We start from the raw sequence: 14,866 nt of genomic DNA on the forward strand, positions 1-14,866 counted from the left end.
CTTAAGCGGCTGCGGATATTCCGGCCGCCGCCTTGATGGCGTCGCGCGGCAGGGTCACGCGCACGACCGTGCCGACTTCGAGCTTGGAGCGCAGCCGCATACTGCCGCCGTGCAATTGCGCGAGCGAGCGCGCGATCGCAAGCCCGAGGCCGGAGCCGTGATAGGTCTTGGTGAGCTGGCTCTCGACCTGCTCGAACGGACGCCCCAGCCGCGCCAGCGAGTGCTGTGCAATCCCGATGCCGGTATCGGCGATCATCAGCACAATCTTGTCCTCAAGCTGCCGGCTGCGCACCACGATGCGTCCGCCATCCGGCGTGAACTTCACCGCGTTGGAGAGCAGGTTGACGATGATCTGTTTGGTGGCGCGGCGGTCGGCGACGACCGAGATGGATGTCTCGATATCGGCATCGAGCGTCAGATTCTTGTCCTGTGCCCGGCCGGTGACGACCCGCAGGGACTCCGCCAGCGTCTGCGCCAGATCGAGCTCTTCCATGTCGAGCTTCATGCGGCCGGCTTCGATCTTGGACATGTCGAGGATGTCGTTGATGACCTCGAGCAGATAGTGGCCGCTGGTCAGGATGTCGTGGCAGTATTCCTGGTACTTCTCTGAGCCCAGCTCGCCGAACATGCCCGAGCCCATGATCTCGGAGAAGCCGATGATAGCGTTGAGCGGCGTGCGCAGCTCGTGGCTCATATTGGCGAGGAATTTCGACTTGGTCTGGTTGGCTTCCTCGGCCCGGGTCTTTTCCCGCTGATACTTTTCGGCGAGATCGGCGAGCTCGATGGTCTGGCGTTCCAGCGCCGCCTGCGACCGCTTCAGGTCGATCACGGTGGCGCGCAGGCGCAGATCGTTATCGACGAGCTTCTGCTCGTGCTCCTTGATCCGGGTGATGTCGGTGCCGACCGAGACGTAGCCGCCGTCCTTGGTGCGGCGCTCGCTGATGTGCAGCCAACTGCCGTCGTCGAGCTGAGCCTCGAAGGTGCGCGCGCCCGGGCCCTGGCTTGCGGTCTCGTTGTGGCGGGTGCGGACCTCCGGCATGCGGCCGACTTCGAGCACGGTCTCATAGGACGTGCCCGGGATGACGGCCGAGTCGGGCAGCTTGTGCAGACGCTGGAAGTGCGAGTTGCAGAGAACCAGGCGGTCGCTCGCGTCCCACAGCACGAAGGCTTCCGGAATGGTCTCGATCGCGTCGCGCAGGCGTAAATCGGCCTCCACGGTCCGCTCGGCGAGGCTCTTCTGCTCGGTGATGTCGACCGCGATGCCGATCAGGTGCATGCCGGAATCGCCCGTCGCGTGCGTCCGCTCGCAGCGGACGCGAAGCCAGATCCAGTGGCCGTCGACATGCTGCATGCGGAAGGTCTGGTCGATATGGTCGATCTTCTCGGAGATGAGCTGGTCGGCGATCGCGAACAGGTCGATGTCGTCGGACTTCACCAGCGCGTTGACCTCGCCGAAGGTGAGGAGCTCGTTGCGGCCGTCGAGGCCGAGCATCGAGAACATCGATTGCGACCAGAAGATTCGGCCGCGCGACAGATCCCAGTCCCACAGGCCGCAGCGGCCGCGGTTGAGCGCGGTGTCGATGCGGCCGCGCACGGCGTCGTTGATGAGGTCGCCCTCGCGGGCACGGGTCGACTGCCAGTGGAAGGCGAAGCCGAGGATCAGGACGACGAAGCCGGTGGTCGCCGACAGCGTCACCGAGAGCGCCGCATCCGAGCCCCAGATCGGCTCGTTGCGCTCCTGGATCACGGTGACGAGGCCGGGCAGCGACTTGATCGGCCGCGCGGTCGCCATCGCGGCGTTGCCGTTCGGCAGCGTCATGTCGGAGATGTTGCCGTCGTGCGGCGGCGCCGCCAGCAGCTGCGCGGTGGTGATGGCATCGAGCAGGCGGTCATTGCCGGCCGGATCGCTGTCGATCGGAATGCGGGCGAGGATGCGGCGGTCGACGCCGGCCGAGGTGACGATGACGTGGCGGCCTGAGGCGGTGCCCCAGGACGGGATCAGGTCGGGCAGCAGCGTCGGCAGGTTCTCGATGTTCTTCAGCCGCTCCTGTCGCGCGGAGGTGAGGCGGTCGAGACGCTCGGCGAGCAGGTCGGCAAGCGCCGAAATGTCGTGCCGGATCACCAGGCGCTTCTGGCGCGTCTGATCGACGACCTGGACGAAAGCGCCGAGGCAGATCGTGATCAGAAAGGCAATGATGAGCGTCGGCACGGCGCGTCGCAGCGCCGGCTCGGCGATCAACAGCCGATGATAGGCAGGTTTCGCGATCGATTGCGCCAATCCTTTGATCGAATCGGATTGGACGCACGCGTTCGCGGCGTCTGCGCGCGCCATGCCTTCGGCCCCCTGAAACCTGCTTGCAACTTAAGTTCGGAAGCAGCCCCACGTCGCTTCCGAATCAAGCCGATTTGAATCCAGTTTTCGCAGGCTGTCGAGAGTCAACGAATCGTTAATGCGGATTTATTCTTATCCAATGCAGAGTTTGCGCGTCGGTCGCCCGCAACATTACGTACTGCAATGAGTCCGAAACGAGAACGTGTGACTCGTCGCACGTTCTGCATCATGCGCGCGGTGGTTCGGCGTGACTGATGACGCGCTTCACGCTCGGGAACGCGCGGCGCAGCGCGCGCTCGATCGCATCGACATGCTCGTGCACCCTGATCACGCTCATCGACGGCGCGGCGCGGCAATGGAAGTTGACGATCTCGCCGCCCTCGGTGTCGCGTACGCGCACGTTATGAATGTCGTGGATCTCGCCGCCGGTGGCGTATTCCGTGAGAGCGGCGGCGATGGTTTGCACCCGTTCCGGTGCGGCATCGACACCGAACGGCAGTTCCGGTTCCAGGGGTTCGATATGGACGTCGACCTCGACGTCCGCGCCGAACTCTTCCTGGATATTGCGCTCCAGCGTATTGGCGATGTCATGGGCAGCCTCGAGCTGCATCTCGGCGCCAACCTCAAGGTCGATGCCGACGATCAGCTTGCCGCTGAGGTCGTGGACCGTGACGTGATGGATGGCGAGGCCCGAATTATGCGCGATCACCATGATACGGTCGCGCACGGTCTCGTTGTCGCGCGCGACCGGCACCGCGGTGAAGGTGAGGTCGGTATCGCCGAATGCCTTGTCGACGGCTGCCTGCGCGTTGCGCTTGATCTCCTCGACGCGGTCGATCGGGTAAGTCCGCGGCACCTTTGCGATGGTGTCGATGAACGTGGTCGCCCCGACCATGCGCACCCGCAGCCGCTCGACGTCGATCACGCCGGGCACGCTGCGGATCGCGTCCGTGGCTTTTTCCTGCGCGCCTTCCGGCGCACGATCGAGCAGCGTCTGCACGGTGGAGCTGGCCATGCGCAGACCGAGCAGCGCGATCATCACGGCAACCGCGGCGGCTGCGGCGGCGTCACCCCACCAGAAGCCGAGGGCGGCGAGGATCAAGCCGATGATCACGGCGAAGGAGCCGAGCACGTCGGAGGCAAAATGGAGGGCGTCCGCGGCAAGCGCCTGGCTCCTGGTTTCGCGGGCGGCACGGTGCAGGGCGCGGGCGCGCCAGAAATTGACGGCGATGTCGATCACCAGGACCACGAACGGCACGGCCGAGATTGTCGGCGGCGCGGTTCCTTCACGAAGGTGACTGTAGGCCTGGACCAGGATGCCGCCGGCGAGCACGTAGAGCAGGGCGGTGACGCCGAGCGCGGAGATGCTCTCCAGCTTGCCATGGCCGTAATGGTGCTCGTCGTCGGCCGGCTTGTCGGACACCCGCACAACCGCCCAGGTGATGATGGTCGCGACCAGGTCGATCGAGGAGTGCAGGGCTTCGGAGATCAGCGCCAGCGAGCCGATCGCGATGCCGACCACGAACTTGGCCGCCGCCATGCCGCCGCTGGCGAAGATCGAGATTGCCGCGACCGATGTCTTGTTGTGCTGTGCGCTCATGGCGGGGGATGTAGCAGCCCGACCGTGAACATCAAGCGATGATCCACAGGTGTAGTCGCTAGTGATTTGCAGGAGCGGGCTGTTGCGAATGCTTCCGAGTTTCGTGGGCTCAATGGTCGCGTGCTTCGTTCAAGGTCCTGCGGAAGAAGGCAATCATCTCGGGTTGGAATCGCTCGTGAAAGGCCGCGCGATCGAAGCCCGAAGGGGTGGCGCAAATCCTGGGCGCGTCCAGCGCCAGTTTCGGGGAGCAGACCGCGAGAAATGCGAAATGGTTCGCGTTTTCGACGAGATGCCATTCGGGCTTGGATGCCAGCCCGTCCCTGATCATGGCTGCGCAACAGCCGGATACGCCGTCGGACTCATGTGCCGGATCCGAGCTCCACAATTGAATGGGGATGGTCACGCCCGACAGATGATCGGCGGGGAGCAGGAATGCCGGCCAGGGATCGATGATGACCGCAGCCTTGATGCGTGGATCATGCGCGGGGGCCTCACGCGGAAGCTCGCCGTTCTCCAGTTGCGCGCAGACCGGCAGGGCGCGCAGATCGGTTCGCGCACAGCGTGGCAGGCCCTTGCGGAAATCGGGGGCGCCGCCAATGACGACGAGGCCGGTATAGCCGCCGACCGAGAAGCCGAACAGGCCGATGCGCTTGCTGTCGATATGGCCGGCGTCTGGCCAGTCGGCGAGCATGAAATCGACCAGCCGCTTGATGTCGCCGGAACGGCCAGCGAAGACCTCGAGGCCGTCGGTGCCGCTGTGGTTGCGCTCGTTGTCGTTGGGGTGGTCGATAGAAGCGACCACGAAGCCGGCGTCTGCCAGTGCAGCCGCGATATCGTGACCGCCGCCGAACCATCCCATCCTGCCGTGCGACATCACGATGAGCGGGAGTTTCTCGCCGGCGAGAGGACAATCCTTCACACCCGACAGCGCGACGTTGCCGTCCCCCGCATCTTGCACCGATGTCGCGCAGGGGTACCAGACCGCGCCGACGATCAACGGTCCCGTCGCGCTCCCTTCGATCCTGATCCGCCTGATGCCGGCCGCCTGCGTCTCGCAGGCGGCAACGAGCAGCAGAAATGCGATCGCGAGCCCGAGCAAGCGCATCGGGGCCGGCATCAGAGGGTCACGACGATCTTGCCGAGATGCTTGTTCGCCTCCATGTGCTCGAACGCTCGGTCGATGTCGTCGAACGCGTACACCTTGTCGATCGGCAGCTGCAGCTTTCGGGACTCGACCGCGCCCCAGATGTCCTTCCTGACCTCGTCGAAGATCTCACGGATCTCCTCGATGGTGCGGGTGCGGAAGGTGACGCCGATATAGCTGATGCGGCGGGCGGCATGCAGGTCGAAGTTGAAGTCCGCATGGGTGCCGCCGAGCCGGCCGACATTGACGATGCGGCCCAGGATCTTCGTCGCGGCGAGGTTCTGGTTGGCGACCTTGCCCGAGACCTGGTCGACGATGAGGTCGACGCCTTCGCCGCCGGTCGCCTTCAGGACTTCGTCCACCCATTTGGGATCGGAGGAGTCGACCGCGAGGTCGGCGCCGTACTCCTTCAGCCGGCCGCGGCGATAGGCATCGGTCGACGAGCCGATCACGAGCTTGGCGCCCTTGAGTTTGGCGATCTGCATCGCCATCAGGCCGACGCCGGAGCTTGCGCCCTGGATCAGCACGGCTTGCCCGGGCTGCACGCCGCCGACCATGATGACGGCGTTGTACATGGTCGCGAGCGCGACGGGGAGGGTGGCGGCCTCCTCGAAGTTCATGTTCGAGGGCGCACGGAACAGCCGGCCGTGGTCGGCGAGTGTGTATTCGGCGAAGGCGGCGCCGCCCGAGCCCATGATGCGGTCGCCGACCTTGACGCCCTTGGCATCTGGTCCGAGCTCGGCGACTTCGCCGGCCCATTCCATGCCGAGCACGGTACCGACGCCGCCGGCTGCGCCATGGGCGTGACCCTTGCGCATGCCGGTGTCGGCGCGATTGAGCCCGCAGGCGCGGACGCGGACCAGCACCTGGGTGCCTTTAGGTTTTGGTTGAGCGACGTCGGAAATCCGAGCGCCCTCAGCGCCATAGACATAAGCCTTCATGAACTACTCTCGCTTCTTGCAGTGATTATTCAGCGGCTTGCGCGCTCGGATGAGCGATCATGCCTTCGAGCCGGCTGCGGATGATGGCTTCGGCTTCGCGCACGATGCGGGAGATGAGCTCGCCGCAAGTAGGGATATCCTGGATCAGGCCCTGCACCTGGCCGGCCGACCAGATGCCTTCGTCGGAATTGCCGGTCGCATAGACCATCTTGCCGCGGGCGCCGGCGACCAGTTCGCGGATGTCCTCGAACTTGGCGCCTTCCTTCTCCATCGCAACGACCTTGGTCGATATCTCGTTCCTGGCGACGCGCGAGGTGTTGCGCATGGTGCGGAAGATCAGCTCGGTCTCGCGCTCGTCATTGGCGACGATCTTCTCCTTGATGAGTTGGTGGATCGGGCTCTCTTTGGTGGCCATGAAGCGGGTGCCCATGTTGATGCCCTCAGCGCCCAGCGCCAGCGCGGCGACGAGGCCGCGGGCGTCGGCAAAGCCGCCGGAGGCGATCATCGGGATCTTGATCTTGTTGGCGGCGGCCGGGATCAGGATCAGGCCAGGGGTGTCGTCCTCGCCGGGGTGGCCGGCGCATTCGAACCCGTCGATCGAGATGGCGTCGACGCCCATGCGCTCGGCCGAGAGCCCGTGACGGACGCTGGTACATTTGTGCACGACCTTGACGCCGTGCTTCCTGAACTCGTCGACGTGCTCCTGCGGCTTGTTGCCGGCAGTCTCGACCACGGTGATACCGCTCTCGATGATGGCGGCGCGATATTCGGCGTAAGGCGGCGGTTTGATCGCGGGCAGGATGGTCAGATTGACGCCAAAGGGCTTGTCGGTGAGGTCGCGGCAGCGCGCGATTTCCTTCCGGAGATCCTCTGGCGTCGGCTGCGTCAACGCCGTGATGAAGCCGAGCGCGCCGGCGTTCGCAACGGCCGCAACCAGCTCGGCGCGCCCGACCCATTGCATGCCGCCCTGGACAATGGGGTGCTCGACGCCGACGAGTTTCGTGAACCGTGTCTGCAACATGACCTGTTTCCCCCGCCCGCGTGGCCCGCTGGCTCTGTTATCGGTTGATGCCGGCAGGATGCCGCTGGGGTCGGGAAAAGTCTATTGCGGGGACGTGCGGGGCGATCATGCGGAGCGCGAGGGGGATTCCGCGGGACGGATAATTGGCATCTCACTCCGTCATCCTGAGGTGCGAGGCATGGGACGTAACGCGTCCCATGGGGAGCCTCGAAGGATGGACGGCCGAGATGCGGCCGGGCTGTCGCCCTTCGAGGCTCGTCCTGCGGCAGGCCGCAGGACGAGCACCTCAGGGTGACGGTCTTAAGATTACATGCGGCCTACAAGGCTTCCGCTACTCCGCCGACAGCCGCACCATCTGGCGGCCGCCGTTGATTTCCTTGAGGCTGTTGACGAAGTTCTCCGGGCGCTGCCAGCGGTAGGGGACCTTCAGGCCCATGTACTCGGCGATGTCGCCGATGAAGCCGGTGCAATTGGTGGTTTCGGCGTTCCAGACCGGCGAGCTCTCCTGCAACTTCTTGATGTAGGCGAAGACGCGCTTGGCATCGGATTCGTTCAGATAGACGCGATAGTTCGCGGTCAGATAGTCCGGATCGAGATCGCCGTAGCTCGCGCCGGTCTCGGATGGCACCCAGGTCAGGTGACCGAGCACGTAGGTCCAGGTGTCGCCCTTGGGCGTCAGGCCCGCGACCTCGACGGCGCGCTCGCTGGTCTTGCCGTACCAGACGAAGGCATGGCCCCAGCTCGCCGCCGTCCGCGCGCGGAAGTCGACGTAGTAGGGACCTTTTTCCGCGCGCGCGACAGGCCGCCTGGTGGATTGCGGCGGCGGTCGTGATGCGGCGTCGTTCGAGACAAGCGCGTTCGCGTCGGCGACGCGCTTGTTCGCTTCGTGGGCCGAAGCCGCTTGAATCGTGGACGAGAGCACAACGGAGAGGGTGAGCGCCGCAAGCAGGCGGCGCCCCAATCGTTCAGATCTGCTTGTCACGCTTGGCCCCTCGACTGTCCGCTGCTCAACGCCGATTCAACGATGACTTAACGTCAGTAGCGCGCCGCGACCGGGCCCGGCGCCTTGCCGATCGGAGCCTTTCCAATCGGGCTCTTGCCAATCGGCATCTTGCCGATCGGCGCCTGCTCCGCCGGATAGACCGCCACGGGCTGCCGGCGCGGCAGATCCGCAGCGTTCGCAGCCGTCACCAGAGCAAGCGTAGCACCCACGACAAATACAATCTTCTTCACAGTCATACCCCTAGAAGGTTTGGTCCAAACACGGCAGAGCCGTGCCCCCAGACACGCCTCACAGATGGGCGTCGGAATGCGTCCACAGTGCGGCACCCGCGCGACATGTTGGCGGCATCTATCGGGCGCGCGGGGATGTGATGTGTGTCAAAATGTTTCGACGTCACGCCGCGCCTTCGTCAGCGATCGGCGCTGAGGCGGAAATGCATCTCGATCTTTGTGGGCGAAGGTTCGCTCGCAACGCGCCAGGGCGAGAAGCCGGGCGTGGGATCGGGATCGGAAGGAAGATCGATCGGCCAGCTCTGTGTTGGCACGCCCGGGAGCGTCAGGCTGACCGCGCGTTGGCGCGTCTTGTAACTCAACGAGGCAGAGGCAATGATCGCTTTGCGGTCGCCATCATGGGCGCGCCAATTCGCAGGCAGCAGCGCGTTCGCATATCCCCGCGCTTCCTCGACTACGATCTGCACATCCTCTTCCTTGTCCGGCAGGGTCATGCCGGCGGGGAGGCGAAACTCGATTGCGAGCGTCATGTAGCCATGGCTGAGATAGGGCGAACGGATGAGTTCGTACCACCCCCAATAGCCAAGGATTGCCACGGTGAGCAGAACGGTGACGGCAAAAGGCGTGGAGAGCCGCGTGGCCCGGTGAGGCGCGGCGTCGGAGGTTTCCGTGGCGGGCTGTGGCGTTGCGTTCCGAACGATCCCGAAACGCACGAACAGCCAAATGCCGGCGATCAGGCCGGCCGCGCCGCCGATCGGGCCGATATTGAAGAATGCCCCCATGGCGATGCCGCCATCGCGGTCCGGCCCGGCCAGCATGATTACCAGCGCGGCAAGGCCGGACCAGCCGGCGAGCGCACCGAGCAAGGCAGAGAGGAGGCCGAGGATGAAGCGCATGCGTTGTTGGTCGCACCGATAAAGATCGCGGTTCGAACCTGATGCGGCTCACCCGATCCGGTTCAGGCTATTCCGGATCGTCGAGAAGATGCCGCCGATGTCCTTGCGCAGGCCATCGAGTGCATTGAAATTGTCGAAGATGCGCGCGAGCCGGTCTTCGACCTCGCGCTTGCTCTTGGTAAGCGCATCCACCCGCGAGGCGAGCGGCACGCCGCCGTTTGCCTCAATCTCGCCGACGGTCTTGGCGAGGAGATCGCGGGTGCTGCTCACGTCCGCGATCAGGGCCTCGATGCCGAACACGGGCGCCTTGAGCGGGACGAGATCGGCCTGCGACTTCGATAGCTCCGCCTTGAATACGTTCAGCGTCGCCAGCGTCTCCTGCAAGGCGCCGAGGCGCTGACGCGACTGGATGACAAAATCGTTCAGCGCGTTCTGGCGGTCGGCAAGCGTCTTGCCATCGGGGTCGGTTTCGACGTCGGCGAGCGAGCGCTCGAGCTGGGCCTGGCGCTGGCCGAGCTCCTCGAAATCGAGCCGGATCGCCTTCAGGATGTTGGCGCTGTCGTCGATGCGGGCGAGGCGCTGCTCGATCTCGATCTTGTTCTGCGACAGTGTTTCGACGCGTGCGCTGAGCGGCGCCTCGCCGCCGGTCTCGAGCTCATCGACGGTCTTGGCGAGGCGTTCATGGCTCAGGCCCAATTCGCCGATCAGGGCGTTGATGCCGGCATCAGATGAGCGCAGCGGCACCAGCTCTGCGTGGGATTTCGCCAGATCTTCCTTGTACTGGTTGAGCGTGGAGAATGTGTCTTGCACCACGCCGACCCGCGACAGCAGCGTCGATACGTCGCGCGCGATGTCCTTCAGCCGGTCAGCGAGGTTGTTCTTGCGGTCGTCGGTCTCGAGGTCGAGCAGCGAGCGCTCGAGCTGGTTCTGGCGGTCGCGGATCTCGGTGAAGACCGGCTCGACCGCGCGGCGCTGATCGGCGACCTTGCCGACCATCTCCCGCAACGCCTGCTGGCGGCGGCGGATTTCGGCAAGCTGGTCGTGCATGTCGGTGGACTGGTTGCGGCCTTGCTGGAGCAGCGCGCGCTGCTCGGTCTCGCCCAGCTTGTCGTGGAGGGCGGAAACGGCCTCCCGCGGGTCGCTCTCGATCAGGTGCTGGACCGTCGCATCCAGGTGGTTTTGCAGGGCGTGGGCAACGACGACGTCTTCCCGGGTCTTCTTGAGGCGATCGCGGAGCGTCTTCAGGCTGCGGTCCTGGCGCGAAAGCCGCCAGGTCGCCGCGCCGATCAGCGCCAAGGCCGTGGCCAGGAGCGCGCCGGTTGCGATGCGCTGCGGCACGGGCAGGCCCGCGAACAGGGCGGGCAGATGGGCGACGTCGTAACCGAACGCCTGCGGGGCGAGAAGCGCGATGGCGGCGAGCAGCACAAACCAGGCAACCAGGAAAAACAGCCACATCGTGACGCCCTCACGCCGGCACAATCTCGCCATGATTGCTATTGGAGAGCGGAACCGAGATCAAGGGGCAGGGGGTGCGGGTGTGTGCGGGGCGCGCGCGGCGGCCGGGCCGACGGTGGATGGCCGTGCCGGGATTACCAGGTTTTCCCGAGGCTAGGGGGAGTCTCGTAGCCCGCATGAGCGCAGCGACATGCGGGACTTTTGTTGTGGATGCGAGTTTTCCGGATGTCGCTACGCTCATCCGCGCTACGGCACCGCGCTTGCTGTTACAGCCGAAACTCGTTCGTCAGCTCGCCGATGCCGTCGATCGAAACCGTCACAATATTCACCGGCTCCTTCATCACGCCGACGCCGACGGAGGTGCCGACGGCGATGAGATCGCCGGGGAGCAGGGTCATGTCGTGCGAAATCTTGCTGACCAGCTCTTGCGCGCTGAAGATCATGTCGGCGATCGGATAATTCTGCCGCTCCGCACCGTTGAGGATGGTGCGGACCACGAGCTTGGCCGGATCGAGGCCGGTCGTGATCACCGGGCCGAACGGGCCGTAATCGTCGATGCCCTTGGCGCGGGCCCATTGGGGGAAGGTCGGGTCGCGGGTCAGGATGTCGTTGGCGGTGATGTCGTTGACGCAGGTGTAGCCGAAGATGAAGCTATCTGCCTCCGCCGGGGACACGCGGGCGCAGGTCCTGCCGATGACAATGCCGAGCTCGCCCTCATAGGTGGTCTTGCCGTCATAGGACGCCGGAGGGCGGATCACCGAGCCGGGCGTCGTGATGCTCGTGGTGGCCTTTAACAGGTAAAGTGGCTCCGGCGGTTCGGGCTGGTTCAGCTTGGCCGCGAGCGCGTGAAAATTATTCCAGAGCGCGACGATCTTGCTGGGCGCGCACGGCGCCAGCAGTTCGACCTCCGACAGTGCGAGTGTCTTGCTGTTCGGCGCATTGCGGCCGAACATCTCGCCGTCATGCACGCTGATGCCGGATAGCGTCAGTGTGCCGAAGCCGGTTGTGCCGGCGTGGCGGAAGCGGAGCCATTTCTTCATCTCGCCAGCCATCACGCCACCGCCAGTGCGCGGGGATCGGAGGGCGCGGTGACGCCGTCATAGAGGCCGGCGATGCGGGCGCGCTGGGTGACCATCGCCAGCACCGAGTCGAGCGCAGGCGTCGGGATTTTGGTCAAGCGGCCCATCTCCTGCACCACGGTAACGAGCGGATCGATCTCCATCGGGCGGCCGCGCTCGAGATCTTGCAGCATCGAGGTCTTGTGCGCGCCGACCTTGCGGGCGCCCTCGATGCGGCGCTCGACATCGACACGGAATTTGACGCCAAAGGTCTCGGCGATGCCCTGCGTCTCCATCATGATCGCGCGCGACAGGGCGCGCGTGGCCGGATCGGTGCAGATCACGTCGAGCGTTGCGTGCGTCAGCGCGCTGATCGGGTTGAAGCAGACATTGCCCCAGAGTTTCAGCCAGATCTCGTCGCGAATGCGGTCGAGCACAGGGGCCTTCAGGCCGGCCGCGACGAACAGGTCGGCGAGACGCTGCACGTCGGCGGTGATTTCGCCCGAGGGCTCGCCGAGCGGAAAATTGTTGCCGTAGACGTGGCGGATCACGCCGGGCGCCTCGATCTCGGTCGCGGGATAGACGATGCAGCCGATGGCGCGCTCGGCGCCGAGTTCGCGCCACTGCCGCCCGCCGGGATCGATGCTCTCCAGCGTCGCGTTCTCATAAGCGCCGCCGTGCTTGTGGAAGTACCAATAGGGAATGCCGTTGACGGCGGTGACGATGCGGGTGTGGGGGCCCAGGAGCGGCTGCATCTTCTCGATCACGCCGGTGATCGAATGCGCCTTCAGCGTGATGATGATGTAGTCCTGCACGCCGAGCTCGGCGGGGTTGTCGGTGCAGCGCGGATGAACCGTATGCTTCTCGTCGCCGGCGAGCAGCGTCAGGCCATGTTCGCGCATCGCGGCCAGGTGCGCACCGCGCGCGATGAGGCTGACGTCGGCGCCAGCGCGCGCGAGCTGCACTCCAAGATATCCGCCGATCGCGCCGGCGCCGTAGATGCAGATCTTCATGAAATCCTCGAAGGGCAAAAACCGGAATTTCGGGACGAAGGATCCGGTCCGGCTCGGAAGGATCCGAGCCGGGGCCGGCAGTCGCAGGGGAAAGGTCTTGTTGCTTTAGGCTGCTTGCGGCGTGCCGTTGATCGCTTCGTCGACGACAGCGGCGATGTCGCGCATGCTGATGACGGAGACGAGGCTGTAATCGTCGATGACCGGCAGGTGCCGAATATGATTCCGGTTCATCAGGTGCCGGACATGCTCGATCGTGTCGCTCGAGGTGCAGGAGACGAGCTGCTGCACCGAGACGAGCTGCGAGACTTTTACATTCACGCCGTTGGCGCCGTGCTCGGCGACCGCGCGCACCACGTCGCGCTCGGTGAACATGCCGACGGCGGTGTTACCCTCCGAGCGGACCACATCCTTTACCACCAGCGCGCTGATATTGTTGGCGCGCATCAGCTTGGCGGCGATACCCACCGTTTCGTTCATTCGCACCGTAACAACGCGCGGCGTCTTCTTGCGCAGAATGTCTCCGACCAGCATTGCAACCTCCCTAGGTGAATGATGAGGGCAAGTGTGGTATACATTATGCCAATCGTCAAGCGCTGGATTTGGCCGATCCGAAAAATCTTGCGACAGCAATGCTGACGTGTGCGGCAAGCCAAAAAGAACAAGCCAAAAAGAAAGGGCGCATCGCTGCGCCCCTTCTTGATGGATGCGGTTGTTGCGCGGAGGCTATGCCGCCTTGGTGCTTCCCGCCGCCGTCTCGGCAACCGTCGCTTCCTTGCCGAGGATGAAGGAGCGGCGCAGCGGCTTGATCACGAACAGCGCCATCAGCGCGGCGGTCGCATTCAATGCGACGGCCACCACGAACACGGCCTTCCAGCCATAGGCGGCCGAGATCACGCTTGCGAGCGGGACCAGCAACGCGGCGGTGCCCTTCGCGGTGTAGAGCATGCCGTTGTTGGTGGTCGCATACTTCGAACCAAACGTGTCGCCGCAGGTGGCGGGGAACAGCGAGTAGATCTCGCCGAACACACCGAAATAGACCGCGGTCGCGAGCACGAACACGATCGGGATCTGGCCATAGGCCGACAGCGTCAGCAGCATGACTGCGGCGGTACCGAAGGCAATGAACATGGTGTGCTCGCGGCCAATCGTATCGGAGACCCAGCCGAAGAAGGGGCGGCCGAAGCCGTCGAAGATGCGGTCGAGCGAAATCGCGAAGGTCAGCGCCGCCATCTGGAAGCCGAGAAGCGTGACCGGCGTGTCGGCGATCTTGAAGTCATGCGCGATCGGGGCGATCTGCGCCGCGGTCATCAGGCCGCCGGAGGCGACCATGACGAAGACGAGGTACATGACCCAGAAAATAGGCGCACGCAGCACCTGGGGCGGGGTAAAGTCGATCTTGGTCTGCGGCAGATTGAGCTGCTTCTTCTTCGGCGGGATCGAGATCCGTGGTGGCTGAATGAAGAAAGCGAGCACGAACACGATCAGGCCCTGGCCGATGCCGAACTTCAAGAACGCGGTCTGGTAGCCGCTCGATGCGATCATCATCGCGATCGGCACCACGGTCAGCGCGGCGCCTGCGCCGAAACCTGCGGCTGTCGCGCCGGCGGCGAGACCGCGGCGATCGGGAAACCATTTCAGGGCGTTGCCGACGCAGGTGCCGTACACCGCGCCCGCGCCCATGCCGCCGACGACCGCGGCCGCGTAGAGCAGGGGAAGCGTGTCAGCATAGGAGTTGAGAATCCAGGAGAGCGCGATCATCACGCCGCCGAACATGATGACGATGCGCGGGCCGTATTTGTCGACGAACCAGGCTTCGATTGGCACGAGCCAGGTCTCGGTGACGACGAAGATGGTGAAAGCGAGCTGGATCGCGGCGCGTCCCCAATGGTGGGCCGCATCGATCGGATCCACGAACAGCGTCCAGCCGTATTGCAGGTTGGCAATCATCGCCATGCAGACGATGCCCATGCCGAGCTGGAACCAACGAAAACCTGTGCGAAGGGGCGCCGCGGTCACGGCGCCATCCGTGCTGGACATCATCAACAACCTCCCAAGCGCCTGTCTGGTCGACATCAATTGCCAAGATGACCTGATGTCGCAAACATTGTGTCTTATCGTCGCAAGCGCAGAGGCAAGCTTGGTATACGATATTCCAGAATGCAAGCCCTATCTT

General features: G+C 64.6%; 13 protein-coding genes. All 13 read right to left on the bottom strand.

Features of this window, described 5'->3' with window-relative positions; genetic code table 11:
* Position 1: 1 nt before the first annotated feature.
* Positions 2–2,332: a PAS domain-containing sensor histidine kinase gene (locus UB31_RS16190; protein WP_045011566.1), complete on the bottom strand. Its 2,331-nt coding sequence runs from the start codon at positions 2,330–2,332 to the stop codon at positions 2–4.
* A gap of 226 nt (positions 2,333–2,558) precedes the next feature.
* Complete coding sequence (locus tag UB31_RS16195; protein WP_045011567.1) at positions 2,559–3,932, bottom strand: cation diffusion facilitator family transporter; 1,374 nt, start codon at positions 3,930–3,932, stop codon at positions 2,559–2,561.
* A gap of 109 nt (positions 3,933–4,041) precedes the next feature.
* Positions 4,042–5,049: an alpha/beta hydrolase family protein gene (locus UB31_RS16200; protein WP_245305996.1), complete on the bottom strand. Its 1,008-nt coding sequence runs from the start codon at positions 5,047–5,049 to the stop codon at positions 4,042–4,044.
* The gene (locus UB31_RS16205; protein ID WP_045011568.1) at positions 5,049–6,017 is read right to left on the bottom strand and encodes a zinc-binding dehydrogenase; all 969 of its coding nucleotides are present in this window, start codon (positions 6,015–6,017) and stop codon (positions 5,049–5,051) included. The genes UB31_RS16200 and UB31_RS16205 overlap by 1 nt, the downstream gene beginning before the upstream one ends.
* 25 nt (positions 6,018–6,042) lie before the next feature.
* Positions 6,043–7,038, bottom strand: a complete 996-nt coding sequence (locus UB31_RS16210; protein ID WP_045011569.1) for an NAD(P)H-dependent flavin oxidoreductase — start codon at positions 7,036–7,038, stop codon at positions 6,043–6,045.
* A 331-nt stretch (positions 7,039–7,369) separates the two neighbouring features.
* The gene (locus UB31_RS16215) at positions 7,370–8,020 is read right to left on the bottom strand and encodes a hypothetical protein (protein ID WP_045011570.1); all 651 of its coding nucleotides are present in this window, start codon (positions 8,018–8,020) and stop codon (positions 7,370–7,372) included.
* 53 nt (positions 8,021–8,073) lie between these two features.
* Positions 8,074–8,277, bottom strand: a complete 204-nt coding sequence (locus tag UB31_RS16220; protein WP_045011571.1) for a hypothetical protein — start codon at positions 8,275–8,277, stop codon at positions 8,074–8,076.
* A gap of 173 nt (positions 8,278–8,450) precedes the next feature.
* Positions 8,451–9,167 (bottom strand): hypothetical protein, encoded by a 717-nt coding sequence (locus UB31_RS16225; protein WP_045011572.1) that lies wholly within the window; start codon positions 9,165–9,167, stop codon positions 8,451–8,453.
* 48 nt (positions 9,168–9,215) lie between these two features.
* Complete coding sequence (locus UB31_RS16230; RefSeq protein ID WP_245305997.1) at positions 9,216–10,655, bottom strand: coiled-coil domain-containing protein; 1,440 nt, start codon at positions 10,653–10,655, stop codon at positions 9,216–9,218.
* A 233-nt stretch (positions 10,656–10,888) separates the two neighbouring features.
* The gene (locus UB31_RS16235; RefSeq protein WP_045011838.1) at positions 10,889–11,662 is read right to left on the bottom strand and encodes a fumarylacetoacetate hydrolase family protein; all 774 of its coding nucleotides are present in this window, start codon (positions 11,660–11,662) and stop codon (positions 10,889–10,891) included.
* An 11-nt stretch (positions 11,663–11,673) separates the two neighbouring features.
* On the bottom strand, positions 11,674–12,693 hold the full coding sequence (locus tag UB31_RS16240; protein ID WP_045006560.1) for a 2-dehydropantoate 2-reductase: 1,020 nt from the start codon (positions 12,691–12,693) through the stop codon (positions 11,674–11,676).
* Between the two features lie 105 nt (positions 12,694–12,798).
* A complete protein-coding gene (locus UB31_RS16245; protein WP_045006410.1) occupies positions 12,799–13,224 on the bottom strand; it encodes a CBS domain-containing protein in 426 nt (141 codons plus the stop codon).
* A gap of 192 nt (positions 13,225–13,416) precedes the next feature.
* Positions 13,417–14,733 (bottom strand): oxalate/formate MFS antiporter, encoded by a 1,317-nt coding sequence (oxlT, locus tag UB31_RS16250; RefSeq protein WP_045011839.1) that lies wholly within the window; start codon positions 14,731–14,733, stop codon positions 13,417–13,419.
* Positions 14,734–14,866: the final 133 nt, after the last annotated feature.

Source organism: Bradyrhizobium sp. LTSP849, from assembly GCF_000938255.1.
Classification (GTDB): domain Bacteria; phylum Pseudomonadota; class Alphaproteobacteria; order Rhizobiales; family Xanthobacteraceae; genus Bradyrhizobium.

Excerpts from the sequence above, each read along its gene's own strand:
- UB31_RS16225 (WP_045011572.1), bottom strand. The coding sequence starts at position 9,167 with ATGCGCTTCATCCTCGGCCTCCTCTCTGCCTTGCTCGGTGCGCTCGCC.
- UB31_RS16240 (WP_045006560.1), bottom strand. The coding sequence starts at position 12,693 with ATGAAGATCTGCATCTACGGCGCCGGCGCGATCGGCGGATATCTTGGA.
- UB31_RS16230 (WP_245305997.1), bottom strand. The coding sequence starts at position 10,655 with ATGGCGAGATTGTGCCGGCGTGAGGGCGTCACGATGTGGCTGTTTTTC.
- UB31_RS16245 (WP_045006410.1), bottom strand. The coding sequence starts at position 13,224 with ATGCTGGTCGGAGACATTCTGCGCAAGAAGACGCCGCGCGTTGTTACG.
- UB31_RS16210 (WP_045011569.1), bottom strand. The coding sequence starts at position 7,038 with ATGTTGCAGACACGGTTCACGAAACTCGTCGGCGTCGAGCACCCCATT.
- UB31_RS16235 (WP_045011838.1), bottom strand. The coding sequence starts at position 11,662 with ATGAAGAAATGGCTCCGCTTCCGCCACGCCGGCACAACCGGCTTCGGC.
- UB31_RS16205 (WP_045011568.1), bottom strand. The coding sequence starts at position 6,017 with ATGAAGGCTTATGTCTATGGCGCTGAGGGCGCTCGGATTTCCGACGTC.
- UB31_RS16200 (WP_245305996.1), bottom strand. The coding sequence starts at position 5,049 with ATGCCGGCCCCGATGCGCTTGCTCGGGCTCGCGATCGCATTTCTGCTG.
- UB31_RS16220 (WP_045011571.1), bottom strand. The coding sequence starts at position 8,277 with ATGACTGTGAAGAAGATTGTATTTGTCGTGGGTGCTACGCTTGCTCTG.
- UB31_RS16190 (WP_045011566.1), bottom strand. The coding sequence starts at position 2,332 with ATGGCGCGCGCAGACGCCGCGAACGCGTGCGTCCAATCCGATTCGATC.
- UB31_RS16195 (WP_045011567.1), bottom strand. The coding sequence starts at position 3,932 with ATGAGCGCACAGCACAACAAGACATCGGTCGCGGCAATCTCGATCTTC.
- oxlT (WP_045011839.1), bottom strand. The coding sequence starts at position 14,733 with ATGATGTCCAGCACGGATGGCGCCGTGACCGCGGCGCCCCTTCGCACA.